Genomic DNA, 17155 nt, shown 5'->3' on the forward strand with positions numbered 1-17155 from the left:
CGTACACAGAGTCCTCATGAACGGCCCGTCGCCCGGGGGTTATCCACAGGCGGCGGGCCGTCCTCATGCCCAGCCGATAGTGTGGTGGCTCGTCCGAGACGCCCCGCTGTTCCCTCGACCCCGAGGAGGCACAGGCGTCCACCGCAGTCCATCGAACCGGGGCCCGTACCTCGATGTCCGTGCACAGCCATACGGCAGTCCAAGACACAGCTGCCACCCCTGAGTTCCCGCGCCACGTGGTGACCGCGGTCCTCGTCTCCCACGACGGCGCCCGCTGGCTGCCCGACGCGCTCGCCGGCCTGCTCGGCCAGGAGCGCCCCGTGCAGCACGCGGTGGCCGCCGACACCGGCAGCGCGGACGACTCCGCCCAGCTGCTCAGCGACGCCCTCGGCGACGGCAACGTCCTGCACCTCGCGCGCCGCACCGGCTTCGGCCAGGCCGTCGAGGAGGTGAGCCGCACCGCCCCTCTCCTCACCCCGGACGACCTGCCCTACCTCAAGCGCCCCAGCAGCTGGGACCCGGTCACGCGCAGCTGGCGCGACGACGCCTACGACCTGCCCGACCTGCCCCACGGCGAGCCCATCCAGTGGCTGTGGCTGCTGCACGACGACTGCGCCCCCGAACCCGACGCCCTCGCCCAGCTGCTGCGCGTCGTGGACAACGAACTCGAACTGGGCCGCGACGACGTGGCCGTCGTCGGCCCCAAGCTGCGCGGCTGGTACGACCGCCGCCAGCTGCTGGAGGTCGGCGTCTCCCTCGCCAACTCCGGCCGCCGCTGGACCGGTCTGGACCGCCGCGAACAGGACCAGGGCCAGCACGACCACGTCCGCACCGTGCTGTCCGTCTCCACGGCAGGCATGCTGATCCGCCGCGACGTCTTCGAACAGCTCGGCGGATTCGACCGCCGGCTGCCCCTGATGCGCGACGACGTCGACCTGTGCTGGCGCGCCCACACCGCCGGCCACCGCGTCCTCGTCGCCCCCGACGCCGTCGTCCGGCACGCCGAGGCCGCCTCCCGCGAGCGCCGCACCGTCGACTGTGTGGGCCGCACCGCCGCCTCTCCGCACAAGGTCGACAAGGCGGGCGCCGTCTACACCCTCCTCGTCAACACCCGTGCCGCCGCGCTGCCCTGGGTGCTGGTGCGGCTCGTCCTCGGCACCTTCCTCAGAACCTTCGCCTACCTCGTCGGCAAGGTCCCCGGCCAGGCCGTCGACGAGATCCGCGGCCTGCTGGGCACCCTGCTGCGGCCCGAGCGGATCGTCGCCGGACGGCGCAGGCGCGGCCCCTCCCGGATCGACAAGGCCGAACTGCGCCGGCTCTTCCCGCCGCCCGGCGCGACCGTCCGCGCCACCGTGGAGCAGGTCGCCGGCAACTTCACCGGCGGCTCCGACCCCGACACCTCCTCGGCCGGCCGGCACGGCGGCGCCGTCGAGTCCGGGCCCGGCGGAGACGACGCCGACTTCCTGGAGGTCGAGCAGTTCGCCCGGCTCAAGCGGATCGCCCGCAAGCCCGGCCCGGTGCTCTTCCTCGGGCTGCTCCTGGTCTCGCTCGTCGCCTGCCGCGCCCTGCTCGGCGGCGGCGCGCTCGCGGGGGGCGCCCTGCTGCCCGCCCCGGCCGACGCCGCCGACCTGTGGTCCCGCTACACCGACTCCTGGCACCAGGTGGGCGCGGGCGGCACCTCCTCCGCCCCGCCGTACCTGGCCGTCGTCGCGACACTCGCCTCGATCCTGTTCGGCTCCACCGGGCTCGCCGTCACCGTCCTGCTGGTCTGCTCGGTGCCGCTGGCCGGGCTCACCGCGTACTTCGCCTCCCGTCCGCTCGTCACCTCCCGCCTGCTGCGTGCCTGGGCGGCCATCGCCTACGCCTTCCTGCCCGCCGTCACCGGCGCGCTGGCCGGCGGCCGTATCGGCACCGCCGTCCTCGCCGTGCTGCTGCCGCTCCTCGCGCGCGCGGGCGTCGCCGCCTCGGGCCTCGCGCACCGCTCCGGCACGCGCGGCAGCTGGCGCGCCACCTGGGCGTACGCGCTGCTGCTGACCCTCGGCACCGCCTTCACACCGATCGTCTGGCCCATCGCGCTGATCCTGGGCCTCGGCGTGCTGGTGCTGCGCCGCACCGACCCTGTGGCGTACGGCCTGCGCTTCCTCGCCCAGCTCGGCACCCCGCTGGTGCTCCTCGCCCCTTGGTCGCTGACCCTGCTCCCGGCCGGTTTCTTCGAGGAAGCCGGACTGAAGTACGACCCCTCGACCGCCTCCGCGCTCGACCTGCTCGGTGCCAGCCCCGGCGGGCCCGGCACCGTGCACGGCCTGATGCTCATCGGCATCGTCCTCGCCGCACTCGCCGCACTCCTGCGTTCCGAGCGCCAGTCGGGCATCCGGACCGCCTGGGCGGTGGCCCTGGTGGGCCTCGTCCTCGGCGTCCTGTCCAACCACTCCGGCTGGGCCGGACCGGCCACCCTCGTCTACGGCATCGCCCTGCTGGCCGCCGCCGTGCTCGGCGCCGACGGGGCACGCGCGCGCGTGGCCGAGCAGAGCTTCGGCTGGCGCCAGCCCGTCGCCGCCCTGATCGCCTTCACCTCGGCCGCAGGCACCCTGCTCGTCGCCGCCGGCTGGATGATCGGCGGCGCCGGCGGCCCGCTGGAGCGCCGCGACCCGGTCCAGGTGCCCGCGTTCGTCGCCGAGGACTCCGGCACTCGCGACCAGGCCCGCACCCTGATCCTGGACAGCGACTCCGCCGCACGCGTGCGCTACACCCTCGTGCGCGGCTCCGGCGTGCGCATGGGAGACGCCGAACTCGCCGCCGCCGACGGGGAGAACGCGAAGCTCGACAAGGTCGTCGCCAACCTCGTCGCCGGTTCCGGCGCCGACCAGGCGAACCAGCTCGGCGGCTTCGCCGTCCGCTACGTCCTCGTCCACAAGGGCGCGCCCCGCCAGATCACCCGCGTCCTCGACGCCACCCCCGGCCTGTCCCGGCTCAGCCAGCAGAGCGGCAGCGCCCTGTGGCGCGTCGACCAGCAGGTCTCCCGCGCCACCATCGTCGCCGCCGACGGCTCCGGCACCGCCCGGCCCGTCGCCGCCGGACCTGTCGAGGTCCACGCCTCCATCCCGTCGGGCGCCGACGGCCGCGTCCTGCGCCTGGCCGACGCCGCCGACGACGGCTGGACGGCCACCCTGGACGGCAAGCCGCTCACCCGTACCACGGTCGACGGCTGGGCCCAGGGCTTCCGGCTCCCCGCCACCGGCGGCAGGCTGGACGTCCGCTACGAAGAACCGATCGCCCACACCGCCTGGCTGTGGGCCCAGGCCGCCCTCGCCGTCGTCCTCGTCGTCCTCGCGCTGCCCGGCCGCCGCCGGGACGTCGACGACGACCTGCCCGAGGAGCAGCCCGTCCCCGCCCAGGCCACCACCGGCGAGGGCCGCCGCGCCCGTCGCCTGCGCGCCCAGGCCGAGGATGCGTCCGAGCCGGAGCAGCCCGGCTCCGAGCAGCCCGCCCCCGGCAGCGTGCCTCCTCCTCCGGAGCAGGCCCCGGCCGCCGTCCCGCACCAGCAGCCGTACGGCGACTGGGACGCCGCGTCCTACCCGGGCGACGAATACGGCGGCTACGACGCCGGTCACTACGAGGGCGCCGGTCAGTACGAGGGCGCCGACCAGTACCAGGGCGCCGACCAGTACCAGACGGCCGGTTACGACCAGCAGGCCTACCAGCCCGACGCCTACGAGGCGGGCCAGTACGACCCCTACGCCTACGGCACCGCCGGACAGCAGCCGTACGACCCCGCGGCCTACCAGCAGGGCTACGACCCGGCGTACGACCCGGCGGCCCACCACCCCCACGGCACCGGCAGTGAGCGCCCCGACGGGAGCCAGCAGTGAACCGCACGACCCTGTCCCTGATCGCCGGCACGAGCGCGCTCGCCGCCGTCACCGTCTTCGCCGTGCTCGACACGCCGTCCGCGTCCGGTGCCGACACCGCCAGGGCCGCCGCCCAACTGCCCGTGGAGCGAACGGCCCTGCTGTGCCCGGCGCCGAGCATCTCCGACATCGCCGACACCGCGTACACGTCGTTCACGCCTGTCACCAAGGGCACCGGGAGCGCCGGCAGGGCCGAGCTCCGGGCGGCCCCCGAGCCGGCGGGCGGCACGGGCGGCGGCGCCGCGAACAGCAAGGACGGCAAGACCGGCAAGGACGGCAAGAAGGCGGCGCAAGACGCCGTCCTCACCCCGAAGGAGCCCGGCACGCCCGCCACCGGTGACACCTCCGGTGCCGACGAGCCCGCGCTCGTCGGCACCGCCGACGGGAGGTTCGCGCCCGGCTGGACCGTCCAGGAGACCACCGAGGTCGCCGCCGGCACCGGCCGCGGCCTCCACGGCGTCAACTGCACCGCTCCTGACACCGAGTTCTGGTTCCCCGGCGCCAGCACGGCGGACAACCGCACCGACTACGTCCACCTGACCAACCCCGACGACTCCGCCGCCGTCGTCGACGTCGAGCTGTACGGCAAGAACGGCGCCATCAAGTCCGCGTACGGCGACGGCTTCACGATCCCGCCGCACACGAGCAAGCCGATCCTGCTGTCCACGCTCACCGACGAGCGGCAGAGCGACGTGACCGTGCACGTCGGCGTGCGCAGCGGCCGGGTCGGCGCGGCCGTACAGGCCCTGGACGACAAGCTCGGCGGCGACTGGCTGGCCGCGTCCGCCGACCCGGCCGGCAGCCTGGTCCTGCCCGGCATCCCGAAGGACGCCACCGACGTCCGCCTGATCGCGTTCACGCCCGGCGGCGACGACGCCGACCTGAAGGTCCGCCTGGCCTCCCCCAGCGGCCTGATCACCCCGGCCGGGAACGAGACCCTGCACGTCAAGTCCGGCATGACGACGGCGGCCGATCTCGGCGACGTCACCCGGGGCGAGGCGGGCTCGCTGATCCTCACGCCCGCCGACCAGGCCGTACCGGTCGTGGCGGCGCTGCAGGTGGTGCGCGGCAAGGGCGGCAGCCAGGAAACGGCGTTCATCCCGGCCACCGCCCCGGTCGGCACCCGCGCGACGTCGGCCGACAACAGCGGCAAGGGCACGACCCTCTCGCTGACCGCGCCCACCGGCACGGCCACCGTCAAGGTGACCGCCTCGGCGGGCAGCGAGGGCGGCACGCCGGCCACGAAGACCTACACGATCAGATCCGGCGCCACGCAGGACGTCGCGGCCCCCGTCCCCTCGGGTCTGAAGGGCACCTACGCCCTGACGGTGGAGCCCGTCTCCGGCGCCCCGGTCTACGCCGCCCGTACCCTGTCGGCCACCGAGGGCGGCATCCCCGGCTTCACGGTCCAGACCCTGCCCGACGACCGGGGAACGGTGGCCGTACCGGAGGCGGAGGAGGACGTGTCGGTGGCGCAGAAGTAGCAGGGGCAGAGGTGCGGAGGCAGCAGAGGCAGGGTCGGGGAGGCAGGGTCGGGGAGGCGGGGATGGCCTGCCCCGGCGTCAGTCCTCCCCGTACCGCGGGTCCACCGTCTCGGGGGTGAGTCCCAGCAGCTCGGCGACCTGCTCCACGACCACGTCGTGCACCAGCGCGGCCCGCTCGTCCCGCCCCTTGGTCCGGATCTCCACCGGCCTGCGGTACACCACGACACGCGCCGGGCGCCCCTCACGCGCGGGTACGACCCCGCCCAGGGGCACGGCCTCGTCGCTCCACGTCTGTGTGCCCCGCCCCTCGGGCCGGGGCACCTCCAGCACGAGGAAGTCGATGTCGGCGAGCTGCGGCCAGCGCCGCTCGAGGCGATCCACGGAGTCCTGCACCAGGTCCGCGAACACCTCGGCCCTGCTGGCCGCGAGCGGTACCTGCGGCGGCGCGATCGGCCCCCGCATGCCCCGTCCGTGACGATCACGGCGTCGGGGCCCGGGGCCGACGGCAGAAGGAGGTACACGGTTGTCCATCACCGGTGAAGCGTAGTCCTCGCACCCACCGCCTGCCGGGCCCCACGCGGCAACCGCCTCGGTGACGGCTGCCGGCCATGACCCGACCCATGTCTCACGATGACCGTTTCAGCCAAGGTCTGACTCGTTTCCGTAACCCTCCGAGACCGTCGAACTCAAGGCAATTGGCGGTGTTTGTACCAGCTCATGACCGAACACAGCCCTGCCCGAGCCTGCGTGAGTGACTGTCTTCGCAGGTCAACGACGGCCGTTCGGAGGGGGCTGTGGCGCGTCTCACAGTACGACACGGTGGAGTGACCTGGTGCAGAGTCGTCGCGGCCCGCTCAAGAGTGCGGTACCGTCCAACGTCGTGAGCCCTGTACGTCGCTGTTCGCGCACCGCTTGCGGCCGACCCGCCGTCGCGACGCTGACGTACGTCTACGCCGACTCGACCGCGGTCCTCGGCCCGCTCGCCACCTACGCCGAGCCCCACTGCTACGACCTGTGCGCCGAGCACTCCGAGCGCCTGACCGCCCCGCGCGGCTGGGAGGTCGTCCGCCTCCTCGACGGCTCGGCTCCCGCGCGGCCCAGCGGGGACGATCTGGAAGCGCTCGCCAACGCCGTGCGCGAGGCGGCCCGCCCCCAGGAACGCGCGGCCGGGGCGGGCGGCGGCGCAGCGCGCACCGCGGACCCCATGGAAGTCGCCCGTCGCGGCCACCTCCGCGTCCTGCGCTCGCCGGACAACTGACCCCTCCGAACAGCGCGACGCCCGGCCCGCCGCCCGGCCATCGACGGGCCACATGACGTCGGCGCACAGGTCCCTCACCCCTGGCGGGTAGTTTGTGGGCACCCATAGAACGTTCAGGAGGGTTTGGCCGTGGCTGCTGATCTGTCGCAGATCGTGAAGGCGTACGACGTACGCGGAGTGGTCCCGGACCAGTGGGACGAGTCACTGGCCGAACTCTTCGGCGCCGCCTTCGCGGACGTGACCGGCGCGGCGGCCATCGTCGTCGGCCACGACATGCGCCCCTCGTCCCCCGGCCTGTCCCGCGCCTTCGCGCGCGGCGCGGCCGACCGCGGCGCGGACGTCACCGAGATCGGCCTGTGCTCCACCGACCAGCTCTACTACGCCTCCGGCGCGCTGAACCTGCCCGGCGCCATGTTCACGGCCTCCCACAACCCGGCGCAGTACAACGGCATCAAGCTGTGCCGCGCGGGCGCCGCGCCCGTCGGCCAGGACACGGGCCTGACACAGATCCGCGAACTGGTCGAGAAGTGGCTGGAGTCGGACGCCCCCGAGCCGGTCGCCGAGCCGGGAACCCTCACCACGCGCGAGACGCTGGAGGATTACGCGGCGCACCTGCGCTCGCTCGTCGACCTGACCTCCATCCGCCCCCTGAAGGTCGTGGTCGACGCCGGCAACGGCATGGGCGGCCACACCGTCCCCACCGTCTTCGCCGGCCTGCCTCTGACCCTCGTCCCGATGTACTTCGAGCTGGACGGCACCTTCCCCAACCACGAGGCCAACCCGCTCGACCCGGCGAACCTCGTCGACCTGCAGAAGCGGGTCCCGGCCGAGGGCGCCGACCTCGGCATCGCCTTCGACGGCGACGCCGACCGTTGCTTCGTCGTGGACGAGAACGGCGACCCCGTGTCCCCCTCCGCGATCACCGCGCTGGTCGCCGCGCGCGAGCTGGCCCGCAACGGCGGCAAGGGCACCGTCATCCACAATCTGATCACCTCCCGCACGGTCCCCGAGGTCGTCGAGGAGAACGGCGGCACCCCCGTCCGCACCCGCGTCGGCCACTCCTTCATCAAGGCCGAGATGGCCCGGACGGGCGCGATCTTCGGCGGCGAGCACTCGGCCCACTACTACTTCAAGGACTTCTGGAACGCCGACACCGGCATGCTGGCCGCCCTGCACGTCCTTGCGGCCCTCGGCGGCCAGGACGGCCCCCTGTCCGCCCTCGTCGCCCAGTACGACCGCTACGCGGGCTCCGGCGAGATCAACTCCACGGTCGCCGACCAGACCGCCCGCCTCGCCGCGATCCGCGCCGCCTACCAGGACCGCGCCGACGTGACGCTGGACGACCTCGACGGCCTCACGGTCGCCGCCGACGACTGGTGGTTCAACGTCCGCCCGTCCAACACGGAGCCTCTGCTGCGCCTGAACGCGGAGGCGAAGGACGAGGCGACGATGGTGAGGATCAGGGACGAGGCGCTGGCCATCATCCGGGGCTGAGGCCGGTCGGCGCCCGCGCCCTCCCGCCGGCCGAATCGAGCGACGGACAGGCGCAGGCGGCAGGCGCAGGCGGCGGCCAGGCAGGCCAGGCGGCAGGCGCAGGCGGCGGCCGGGCCCAGGCCACGCGGCAGGCACAGGCGGCGGCCAGGCAGACCAGCGGCAGGCCAGGGGGGCAACGCCCCTGGTCGGCACGGCAGCCCAGCCCGACCACGCCACCAGCGGTACGCTGACCAGCACATCGGCCATGACACTTCCGCCCCCGAAGGGACACACCATGCCGCTCGAAGCCGGCCTCCTGGAGATCCTCGCCTGCCCGGCCTGCCACGCCCCCCTGGAGGAGCAGGACACCGAGCTGGTCTGCACGGGCCAGGACTGCGGCCTCGCCTACCCCGTCCGCGACGGCATCCCGGTCCTCCTCGTGGACGAGGCCCGTCGCCCCGAGTGACGAGGCGTCCCACCCAGCCTCGCAGACCCGGCGCCCGGCGCCCCACCCCCGCACAGGACCCGGCGATCGGAGACTCCCGCCCATGCTGGACGAATCGCTGCTCGACACCCCGGAGGGCCTTGCCGAGGCCGACCGCCGAGGACTTCTCCGCGGTGCGGCCGAGGCCGGCGCCCGCGTGCGCACCGCGGCCCGGCACGCCGCCGAGGCCGGGGTGGGCCGCCTCGAGCCCGACGGCCGCCCCCGTGCCGTCCTGATCGCCGGTCCCGGAGCCGCCGCCACCCACACCGCCGACCTTCTCGGCATCCTGGCCGGCCCCGGCAGCCCCGTCACCCGGCTGGCCCCCACCGGCGTCGCCCCGGCCGCCGGTGCCCTGCGCTGGGAACTGCCGGGCTGGGCCGGCTCCGTCGACCTGCTGCTGATCGCCACCCCGGACGGCACCGAACCCAGCCTCTCCCTGCTCGCCGAGCAGGCCTACCGCCGCGGCTGCTCGGTCGTCGCAGTGGCCCCGGCCCACACGCCGCTCGCCGAGGCCATCGCCGCCGCGCACGGACTGTTCGTGCCGATGGCGACCGCCCCGTACGACCACGAGGAGCCGCTCGCCGCTTCCTCCCCGGGTGTCTTCTGGGCGCTGCTCACCCCGCTCCTCGCGCTCCTGGACCGCGTCGGCCTGGTCACCGCACCGCCGGACGCCCTGGAGAAGGTCGCCGACCGCCTCGACCACATCGCCGAGTCCTGCGGCCCCGCCATCGTCACCTACAGCAATCCGGCCAAGACCCTCGCCGCCGAACTCGCCGATGCCCTCCCCGTGGTGTGGACGGAAGGCGCCTCGGCCGGCCCCGCGGGCCGCCGTTTCGCCGCTGCCCTCGCCGAACTCGCCGGCCGCCCCGCCCTGGTCGCCGAACTTCCCGAAGCGCTTGCCGCGCACAGCGCCCTGCTGGCCGGCCCGCTCGCCGCCAGCGCCGACCCCGACGACTTCTTCCGCGACCGCGTGGAGGAAACGCCCGCGCTGCACGCGCGGGTGGTGCTGCTCCGCGACCGCCCGATCAGCGCTCTCACCGCCGCCCCCACCGCCCGCGACCTCGCGCTCAGCCACGACACGCCGATCAGCGAAATCGAACCGGAGGACGGCGGCGATCTGGAGACCCTCGCGGAACTGATCGCCGTCACGGATTTCGCCGCCGTTTACCTGGCGCTCGCTTCGAGGGCCTGATCTGGACCGAGACGCCCCGGCACCCCGGCCGGGCGCTTTCCGGCAGCCGTACACGCGGCGAACCGTCGTACGCAGAGAGAACGGGCAGAGAGACGTACATGGACCGCCTCGACAACACCATCCGCCCCTACGCCTGGGGGTCCACCACCGCCATCGCGCACCTGCTCGGCGTCGAGCCGACCGGTGAACCGCAGGCGGAGATGTGGATGGGGGCGCACCCGGGCGCACCCTCGCGCACCCCGCGCGGGACACTCGTCGAGGTGATCGACGCCGATCCGGAGCGTGAGCTGGGCGCAGCCGCGGTCGCCAGGTTCGGCCCGCGGCTGCCGTTCCTCCTGAAGGTCCTCGCCGCCGGCGCACCCCTGTCCCTCCAGGTGCACCCCGACCTGGAGCAGGCCAGGGAGGGATACGCCGACGAGGAGCGGCGCGGCATCCCCCTGGACGCCCCGCACCGCAACTACAAGGACGCCAACCACAAGCCGGAACTGATCTGCGCCCTCACCGAGTTCGTCGGGCTGTGCGGCTTCCGCGACCCGGTCGAGACCGCCGGCCTGCTCGACGGGCTCGGCGTCGACTCCCTCAAGCCGTACGCCGACCTGCTGCACGCCCACCCCGTGGACGCGGCCCTGCGTGAGATGCTCACCGCGATCCTCACCGCCGACCCCGAGGACATGGCCCGCACGGTCGCCGAGGCCACCGCCGCCTGCACCCGCCTCGGCGGCGCCTACGCCCCCTACGCCGTCCTCGGCCACCACTACCCGGGCGACCCCGGCGTCATCGCGGCCATGCTGCTCAACCACGTCCGCCTCCAGCCCGGTGAGGCCCTCTTCCTCGGCGCGGGCGTCCCGCACGCCTACCTCAGCGGCCTCGGCGTCGAGATCATGGCCACCTCCGACAACGTCCTGCGCTGTGGACTGACCCCCAAGCACGTCGACGTCCCCGAACTGCTGCGGGTCGTCCGCTTCGAGGCGGGCGACCCGGGCGTGCTGCGCCCCGAGGCCTCCCCGGACGGGGAGGAGGTGTACGAGACGCCGATCGACGAGTTCCGGCTCTCCCGGTACGTCCTCCCCCAGGGCGGCGCCCGCCACGACCTCACCCGCGACACCCCGCAGATCCTGCTGTGCACGGCCGGCACGGTCCGCACGGGCGGACTGGAACTGGGCCCCGGCCAGTCGGTGTTCGTCCCGGCCGGGGAGCGCGTGGAGGTGTCCGGCTCGGGCACGCTCTTCCGAGCCACTGTGATCGTATGACCGCAGCTGTGGATACCTGACGCGCCGCCGCCCGCCCGTGCTGCAAGAATGACCCACCGGCAAAGGGCGGGCAAAGGTGATGGCGGCGCCCGGTACGAAGGCGAAGGGACGACCCGGACAGATGAGCGCGTCAGGCGGTACCAGGGCGATCGTGGCGGCACTCGGCGCCAACCTCGCGATCGCGGCATCGAAGTTCGTGGCGTTCGCCTTCAGCGGTTCCTCCTCGATGCTCGCCGAGGGCGTCCACTCCCTCGCCGACTCCGGCAACCAGTTCCTGCTCCTCCTCGGCGGAAAGCGCGCGCAGCGCGAGGCGACCCCGCAACACCCGTTCGGTTACGGTCGCGAGCGGTTCATCTACGCCTTCCTCGTCTCGATCGTGCTCTTCTCGATCGGTGGCATGTTCGCCGTCTACGAGGGCTACGAGAAGATCCGCCACCCGCACGAACTGGAGCACTGGTACTGGCCGGTGGGCGTCCTCGTCTTCGCGGTCATCGCCGAGGGCTTCTCCTTCCGCACGGCCATCAAGGAGTCCGACGAACTGCGCGGCAAGCTGTCCTGGGCGCAGTTCATCCGCCGCGCCAAGGCGCCCGAGCTGCCCGTGGTCCTGCTGGAGGACTTCGGCGCGCTGATCGGTCTGGTCCTGGCCCTCGGCGGCGTCGGCCTGGCCGTGATCACCGGCGACGGCGTCTGGGACGGCATCGGCACTGTCTGCATCGGCTTTCTCCTCATCGGCATCGCCCTGGTCCTGGCCGCCGAGACCAAGTCGCTGCTGCTCGGCGAGGCCGCGGGCCTGGAGGAGGTCGAGAAGATCGAGGCCGCGCTCGTGGACGGCGACACCGTCACCGGGCTCATCCACATGCGCACGCTCCACCTCGGTCCCGAGGAACTGCTCGTCGCCGCCAAGATCGCCGTCCACCACGACGACACGGCCGCCGAGGTCGCGAACGCGATCAACGCCGCCGAGGCCCGCATCCGCGCCGCCGTCCCCATCGCCCGCGTGATCTACCTGGAGCCGGACATCTACAGCGAGACCGAGGCCCGCAGGGGCCCGGACCCCGAGGCGACCCCGGGCGGCCCGACCCCGCACACGGCAGGGCACTGAGACCGAGGCCGGCCTTGGCGCCGGCACTCGAATCCGGCTCGTCTCTCCCTCGTGATCCACGTGAACTCTTCAGAGGCGGACTGGGGGCGGCCGGGTCCGCCGGTGTAGCTTGGGACGGAGCCAGACGTCGCTGCTGATGGCGGTCGGGCGGTCCCGGTGCGGACCGGCCGAGGGAGAGAGGGCCTCCGACGGACTGCGCTGCGCGTACGAGGGCATGCCTGTGTCCTCCTTCCGGGCACCCAGTGTCCGCCGCCGCGCAGACCAGCCGTACCAACCTCGCCCCAACCCCGAGGAGCAGCTCGTAATGACGACTGTCGACAAGCGACAGGACTTCAAGGTCGCCGACCTGTCCCTGGCCGAGTTCGGCCGCAAGGAGATCACCCTCGCCGAGCACGAGATGCCCGGCCTGATGGCGATCCGCAAGGAGTACGCCGCTTCCCAGCCGCTGGCCGGCGCCCGGATCACCGGCTCCCTGCACATGACCGTGCAGACGGCTGTGCTGATCGAGACGCTGGCCGCGCTGGGCGCGCGGGTGCGCTGGGCGTCCTGCAACATCTTCTCCACCCAGGACCACGCGGCGGCGGCGATCGCGGTGGGCCCGGACGGCACCCCCGAGAACCCGCAGGGCATCCCGGTGTTCGCCTGGAAGGGCGAGACGCTGGAGGAGTACTGGTGGTGCACCGAGCAGGCGCTGACCTGGGAGGACTCCCCGACCGGCGGCCCGAACATGATTCTGGACGACGGCGGCGACGCCACCCTCCTCGTCCACAAGGGCGTCGAGTACGAGAAGGCCGGTGAGGTCCCCGCGCTGGAGACCGCCGAGTCCGACGAGCACCGCGTCATCCTCCAGCTGCTGCACCGCACCCTGGGCGAGAACCCCCAGAAGTGGACGCATCTGGCCTCCGAGATCCGCGGTGTCACCGAGGAGACCACGACGGGCGTCCACCGCCTGTACGAGATGCAGCGCGAGGGCTCCCTCCTCTTCCCGGCGATCAACGTCAATGACGCCGTCACCAAGTCGAAGTTCGACAACAAGTACGGCTGCCGCCACTCCCTGGTCGACGGCATCAACCGCGCCACCGACGTCCTGATCGGCGGCAAGACCGCCGTCGTCTGCGGCTACGGCGACGTCGGCAAGGGCTGCGCGGAGTCCCTGCGCGGCCAGGGCGCCCGCGTGATCGTCACCGAGATCGACCCGATCTGCGCCCTGCAGGCGGCGATGGACGGCTACCAGGTCACCACCCTCGACGAGGTCGTGGAGACCGCCGACATCTTCATCACCACCACCGGCAACAAGGACATCATCCTCGCCTCGGACATGGCGAAGATGAAGCACCAGGCGATCGTCGGCAACATCGGCCACTTCGACAACGAGATCGACATGGCCGGCCTGGCCAAGATCCCGGGCGTCGTGAAGGACGAGGTCAAGCCGCAGGTCCACACCTGGACCTTCCCGGACGGCAAGAAGATCATCGTGCTGTCCGAGGGCCGCCTGCTGAACCTGGGCAACGCCACCGGTCACCCCTCGTTCGTGATGTCCAACTCCTTCGCGGACCAGACCCTGGCCCAGATCGAGCTGTTCACCAAGCCCGACGAGTACCCGATCGGCGTCTACGTGCTGCCCAAGCACCTCGACGAGAAGGTCGCCCGCCTCCACCTCGACGCGCTCGGCGTCAAGCTGACCAAGCTGCGCCCGGAGCAGGCGGAGTACATCGGTGTCGAGGTCGACGGCCCGTACAAGGCGGACCACTACCGCTACTGATCCAGCGCTCCCGTAGCCCCGCCGCCGGGGGAGTGCGCCGGTGCACCGCCGCACACCCCCCGCAGCAGGTCCGCAGATCCTCCGAGGCAGGCCCCCGCACCCCCGTGCCGGGGGCCTGCCCCTTCGGTCTCCGGCAGCCGGCAGCCCACCGGCCGGACCGGTCAGCCGTCAGAACCCAGGACACCCATGCCCCGCGGCCGTTATTCGCTCCACGATCCGCACGATCACACCCCCCTCGGAGAAGAACACTTCCAGTGCGCCCCCGGCCCGTCCGGCTGGCGCTACGTCTCCCAGCTGACGACGGCCTCCGGCGACCACCGCGGCTCGGTCGACCTCGCCCTGGACGACCTCGGCCGCCCCATCCGTCTCGAACTCCACGCGGGAGGCTGGCAGGTGCGCGGCGCCGCCCTCGACGGCGTCACCTGGGTCCGCACCGACCCCACCGGCACTCATGCCACCGAAGGCACTGCGCGCGCCCACGCCTTCACCGGCACGTCCCCCGCGTTCCTCGTCGCCACCACCCGTCTGCTGCGCCTCACCCCCTCGTCGAGCGCGACCCGCGTGCGCCTCGTGGCCTTCACCGACCCGGTCCTCGCTCCCCGCACCGTGGACCAGTCCTGGGCCTTGGTGAACAGCGAAGCACACGCCACTGACAACGGTCCCCTGACCGTGGACGAATACCAGGTCACAGCCCTGGACACGGGCGAGCGGCACACCGTGCACCTCGCCGGCGACGTCGTCCTGTCCGCACCCGGCATCGAGCTGGAGGACCTTCAGTCCCCGCCGTCGACGTTCGACTGAGCCGTGCCCGTTCCTCCGGCCCGTGTCAGGACGGGGGTGCGAATCCCGTTGCCGGACGATCGGCCGGCGGCTCGTCCCGCGGCGGGGCCGGGCGGGCGACGGGCGGCTGCGGCTGCTTCGGCGGCTGGGCCTGCGGCTGAGGGGGCTGATACGGCTGCGGCTGGTACGCATGTGCCGCAGGCGACTGCGACACGGGTGCCGGACGACCACTCCCGTAACCCCGCTCATGAGCGCCGGGCGCACCGGGCGCACCCGTGACGCCGAACGCCTGCCGGGCCTCGCGGGACTGCCGCTCGTGCACGACGGCCGCCAGAAACGCGGCCGGATGAACGTCCTGGGGAACGGGAGCGCCCGTACGAGCCGCGAGGTCGCCCGCCAACTGCTGGGCCATGCCCCAGGAGACCTGCGGATCGAGCTGCTGCATCCGGATCAGGTACTGCCGCACCGCAAGCCACAGCCCGTCCGGGACCGTCGACAGGTCCAGCCCGGCGAACCGCCCGGCCAGCCACGGCGGCGGAGGCGGGACGGCCCCGGCGCGCCCCGCGGGAATCCGCTCGCGTACGACCAGCGTGCCCGCGAAGACGTCCCCGAGCCGCCGACCCCGCGCAGACACCAGCGAGGCGATGCAGGCGACCACCCCGAACGTCATGAGGATCTCGACCACGCCGATGGCGCCCCGCACCAGCGCGTGCCGGAACCGGATCGGCCCGCCGTCGTCGCGCACCACCCGAAGCCCGAACGCCAGCTTCCCCAGCGAGCGTCCTTGGCTGAGCGTCTCCACCGCGATCGGCCCGCCGACCAGTACCAACAGGAACGTCGCGATCGACAGCGCCACCTGCGCCGCGTCGTCCAAGGACGAGGTCGTGGCCACCAGCACCATGGTCACGACGACGTACACGAACACGGTCGCGATCAGGTCGAGCATCACCGCCAGCGCCCTGCTCGGCAGCTTCGCGGGCCGCAGTTCGAGCGTCACCGCCTCGCCCGTCACCAGCTCACTCACGCCCGCCGCCCTTCCCCTGCTCTGCCCCGTGTTCTGCAAGTCTGCCAAGCTGAGGGCGCATCGCGCCGCAGTACGACAAGCTGACAGCACAGCCGACAGCACATACGGGCATCACGAGCATCCGCGACGAGCAGTCGGTGACCAGCCGAGGAGCAGGCAGACCCGATGGACCTGGACGTCTTCGTCACCGCACACCGCGCCGAATGGGACCGCCTCGACGTCCTGCTCCGCCGGCAGCGCCGCCTCAACGGTGCCGAAGCCGACGAACTCGTCACCCTCTACCAGCGCACCGCCACCCACCTGTCCCTCATCCAGTCCAGCGCCCCGGACCCACAGCTGACCGGACGGCTCAGCCAGCTCGTGGCACGCGCGCGCAGCGCCGTCACCGGCACCCGCCGTGCCTCCTGGCGCGATGTCGCCCGGTTCCTGGCAGCGGGGTTTCCCGCCGCGGTCTACCGTGCGCGGAACTGGTGGGTGCCCACGGCGCTCGTCTCCACCGCCGTCGCGGTCCTCCTGGGCTGGTGGATCAGCGCCCATCCGGACGTCCAGTCGTCGATCGGCGCGCCCGCCCGGCTGCGCGAGCTGACCCGGCCCGGCGGCGAGTACGAGACCTACTACTCGAGCCACCCCGCGGCCTCCTTCGCCGCCCAGGTGTGGACGAACAACGCCCGTGCCGCGGCGATGTGCCTGGTCCTGGGGGTCTTCCTGGGTCTGCCCGTGCTCTGGATCCTCCTTGAGAACATGCTCAACCTCGGCGTCGGCATCGGTCTGATGTCCGCCGCCGGCCGCCTCGACACCTTCCTCGGCCTGGTCCTCCCGCACGGCCTGCTCGAACTGACCGCGGTCTTCGTCGCCGCCGGAACGGGGATGCGCCTGGGCTGGACCCTCATCGATCCGGGCCCCCGCACCCGTCGCGACGCCCTCGCGGAGGAGGGCCGGGCCGCGGTCGGCATGGCGATCGGCCTCGCCCTGGTGCTGTTCGTCTCCGGTGCCATCGAAGGCTTCGTCACCCCCTCCGGCCTGCCTACCTGGGCCCGAATCGCCATCGGCGTGGCGGCTGAGCTGGCATTCCTGACGTACGTCTACGTCCTCGGCGGTCGCGCGGTACGTGCCGGCGAGACAGGTGACGTGACGGAGGCGGAACGCAGCGCCGCCGTGCCCACGGCCGCCTGATGTGCGTGCGGCTCCTCTGAGCTGCTAGTCTCCTCTCCGCCCCACGACGCCTGTTGACACGGGTGGAGCGGGGAGGTAGATTCATCTAGTTGCCTGGGAGCTGGACAAGAGACCGGGCGGACATCTAGAATGAATCTGCTGCCCGAGGAGCCGGCAACGGCATCCTGGTAGGGCACCCCGATTACTCAGAAATGAGCGGCCGGTCAGACCGGCCAAGAATTTCTGATAAAGTCGGAAAAGCCGGAAAGGAAACCGCGAGAGCGGA

Annotated in this window: 13 protein-coding genes; 11 read left to right on the forward strand and 2 right to left on the reverse strand. The window is 72.8% G+C overall.

Translation table 11 applies throughout. The features are described from left to right. Window positions 1-173: 173 nt before the first annotated feature. Window positions 174-3869, forward strand: a complete 3696-nt coding sequence (locus tag K7G59_RS33260; RefSeq protein ID WP_225840423.1) for a glycosyltransferase family 2 protein — start codon at window positions 174-176, stop codon at window positions 3867-3869. Continuing rightward, on the forward strand, window positions 3866-5392 hold the full coding sequence (locus K7G59_RS33265; RefSeq protein ID WP_225840424.1) for a DUF5719 family protein: 1527 nt from the start codon (window positions 3866-3868) through the stop codon (window positions 5390-5392). Before K7G59_RS33260 ends, K7G59_RS33265 begins: the two co-directional genes overlap by 4 nt. 78 nt (window positions 5393-5470) lie before the next feature. Here K7G59_RS33265 and K7G59_RS33270 read toward each other — a convergent pair whose 3' ends face one another. Beyond that, the gene (locus K7G59_RS33270) at window positions 5471-5923 is read right to left on the reverse strand and encodes a metallopeptidase family protein (RefSeq protein WP_225840436.1); all 453 of its coding nucleotides are present in this window, start codon (window positions 5921-5923) and stop codon (window positions 5471-5473) included. Window positions 5924-6224: 301 nt separating this feature from the next. Here K7G59_RS33270 and K7G59_RS33275 point away from each other — a divergent pair, with 301 nt between their 5' ends. The 8 genes from K7G59_RS33275 to K7G59_RS33310 all read left to right on the forward strand — a co-directional run bounded on the left by K7G59_RS33275 (window position 6225) and on the right by K7G59_RS33310 (window position 14714). After that, complete coding sequence (locus K7G59_RS33275) at window positions 6225-6650, forward strand: DUF3499 domain-containing protein (protein WP_225840425.1); 426 nt, start codon at window positions 6225-6227, stop codon at window positions 6648-6650. A 129-nt stretch (window positions 6651-6779) separates the two neighbouring features. Next, window positions 6780-8144 (forward strand): phosphomannomutase/phosphoglucomutase, encoded by a 1365-nt coding sequence (locus K7G59_RS33280; RefSeq protein WP_225840426.1) that lies wholly within the window; start codon window positions 6780-6782, stop codon window positions 8142-8144. A gap of 274 nt (window positions 8145-8418) precedes the next feature. Then, complete coding sequence (locus K7G59_RS33285; protein WP_225840427.1) at window positions 8419-8589, forward strand: Trm112 family protein; 171 nt, start codon at window positions 8419-8421, stop codon at window positions 8587-8589. 82 nt (window positions 8590-8671) lie between these two features. Beyond that, the gene (locus tag K7G59_RS33290; protein ID WP_225840428.1) at window positions 8672-9799 is read left to right on the forward strand and encodes an SIS domain-containing protein; all 1128 of its coding nucleotides are present in this window, start codon (window positions 8672-8674) and stop codon (window positions 9797-9799) included. 98 nt (window positions 9800-9897) lie between these two features. After that, complete coding sequence (manA, locus tag K7G59_RS33295) at window positions 9898-11049, forward strand: mannose-6-phosphate isomerase, class I (RefSeq protein WP_225840429.1); 1152 nt, start codon at window positions 9898-9900, stop codon at window positions 11047-11049. 121 nt (window positions 11050-11170) lie between these two features. Beyond that, the gene (locus K7G59_RS33300) at window positions 11171-12151 is read left to right on the forward strand and encodes a cation diffusion facilitator family transporter (protein ID WP_225840430.1); all 981 of its coding nucleotides are present in this window, start codon (window positions 11171-11173) and stop codon (window positions 12149-12151) included. Window positions 12152-12455: 304 nt separating this feature from the next. Further along, window positions 12456-13913 carry an adenosylhomocysteinase gene (gene ahcY, locus K7G59_RS33305; RefSeq protein WP_225840431.1) on the forward strand — a complete coding sequence of 486 codons (1458 nt, stop codon included), beginning with the start codon at window positions 12456-12458 and terminating at the stop codon, window positions 13911-13913. Between the two features lie 186 nt (window positions 13914-14099). Then, on the forward strand, window positions 14100-14714 hold the full coding sequence (locus K7G59_RS33310) for a hypothetical protein (protein WP_225840432.1): 615 nt from the start codon (window positions 14100-14102) through the stop codon (window positions 14712-14714). Between the two features lie 25 nt (window positions 14715-14739). Here the strand turns inward: K7G59_RS33310 and K7G59_RS33315 are convergent, their stop codons facing one another. Next, entirely contained in the window at window positions 14740-15717 is a 978-nt protein-coding gene (locus K7G59_RS33315) for an RDD family protein (RefSeq protein ID WP_225840433.1), read from the reverse strand. 165 nt (window positions 15718-15882) lie between these two features. Here K7G59_RS33315 and K7G59_RS33320 point away from each other — a divergent pair, with 165 nt between their 5' ends. Further along, window positions 15883-16890: a stage II sporulation protein M gene (locus K7G59_RS33320; protein WP_225840434.1), complete on the forward strand. Its 1008-nt coding sequence runs from the start codon at window positions 15883-15885 to the stop codon at window positions 16888-16890. Window positions 16891-17155: the final 265 nt, after the last annotated feature.

This window comes from Streptomyces sp. NK08204 (genome assembly GCF_020400585.1).
GTDB lineage: Bacteria > Actinomycetota > Actinomycetes > Streptomycetales > Streptomycetaceae > Streptomyces.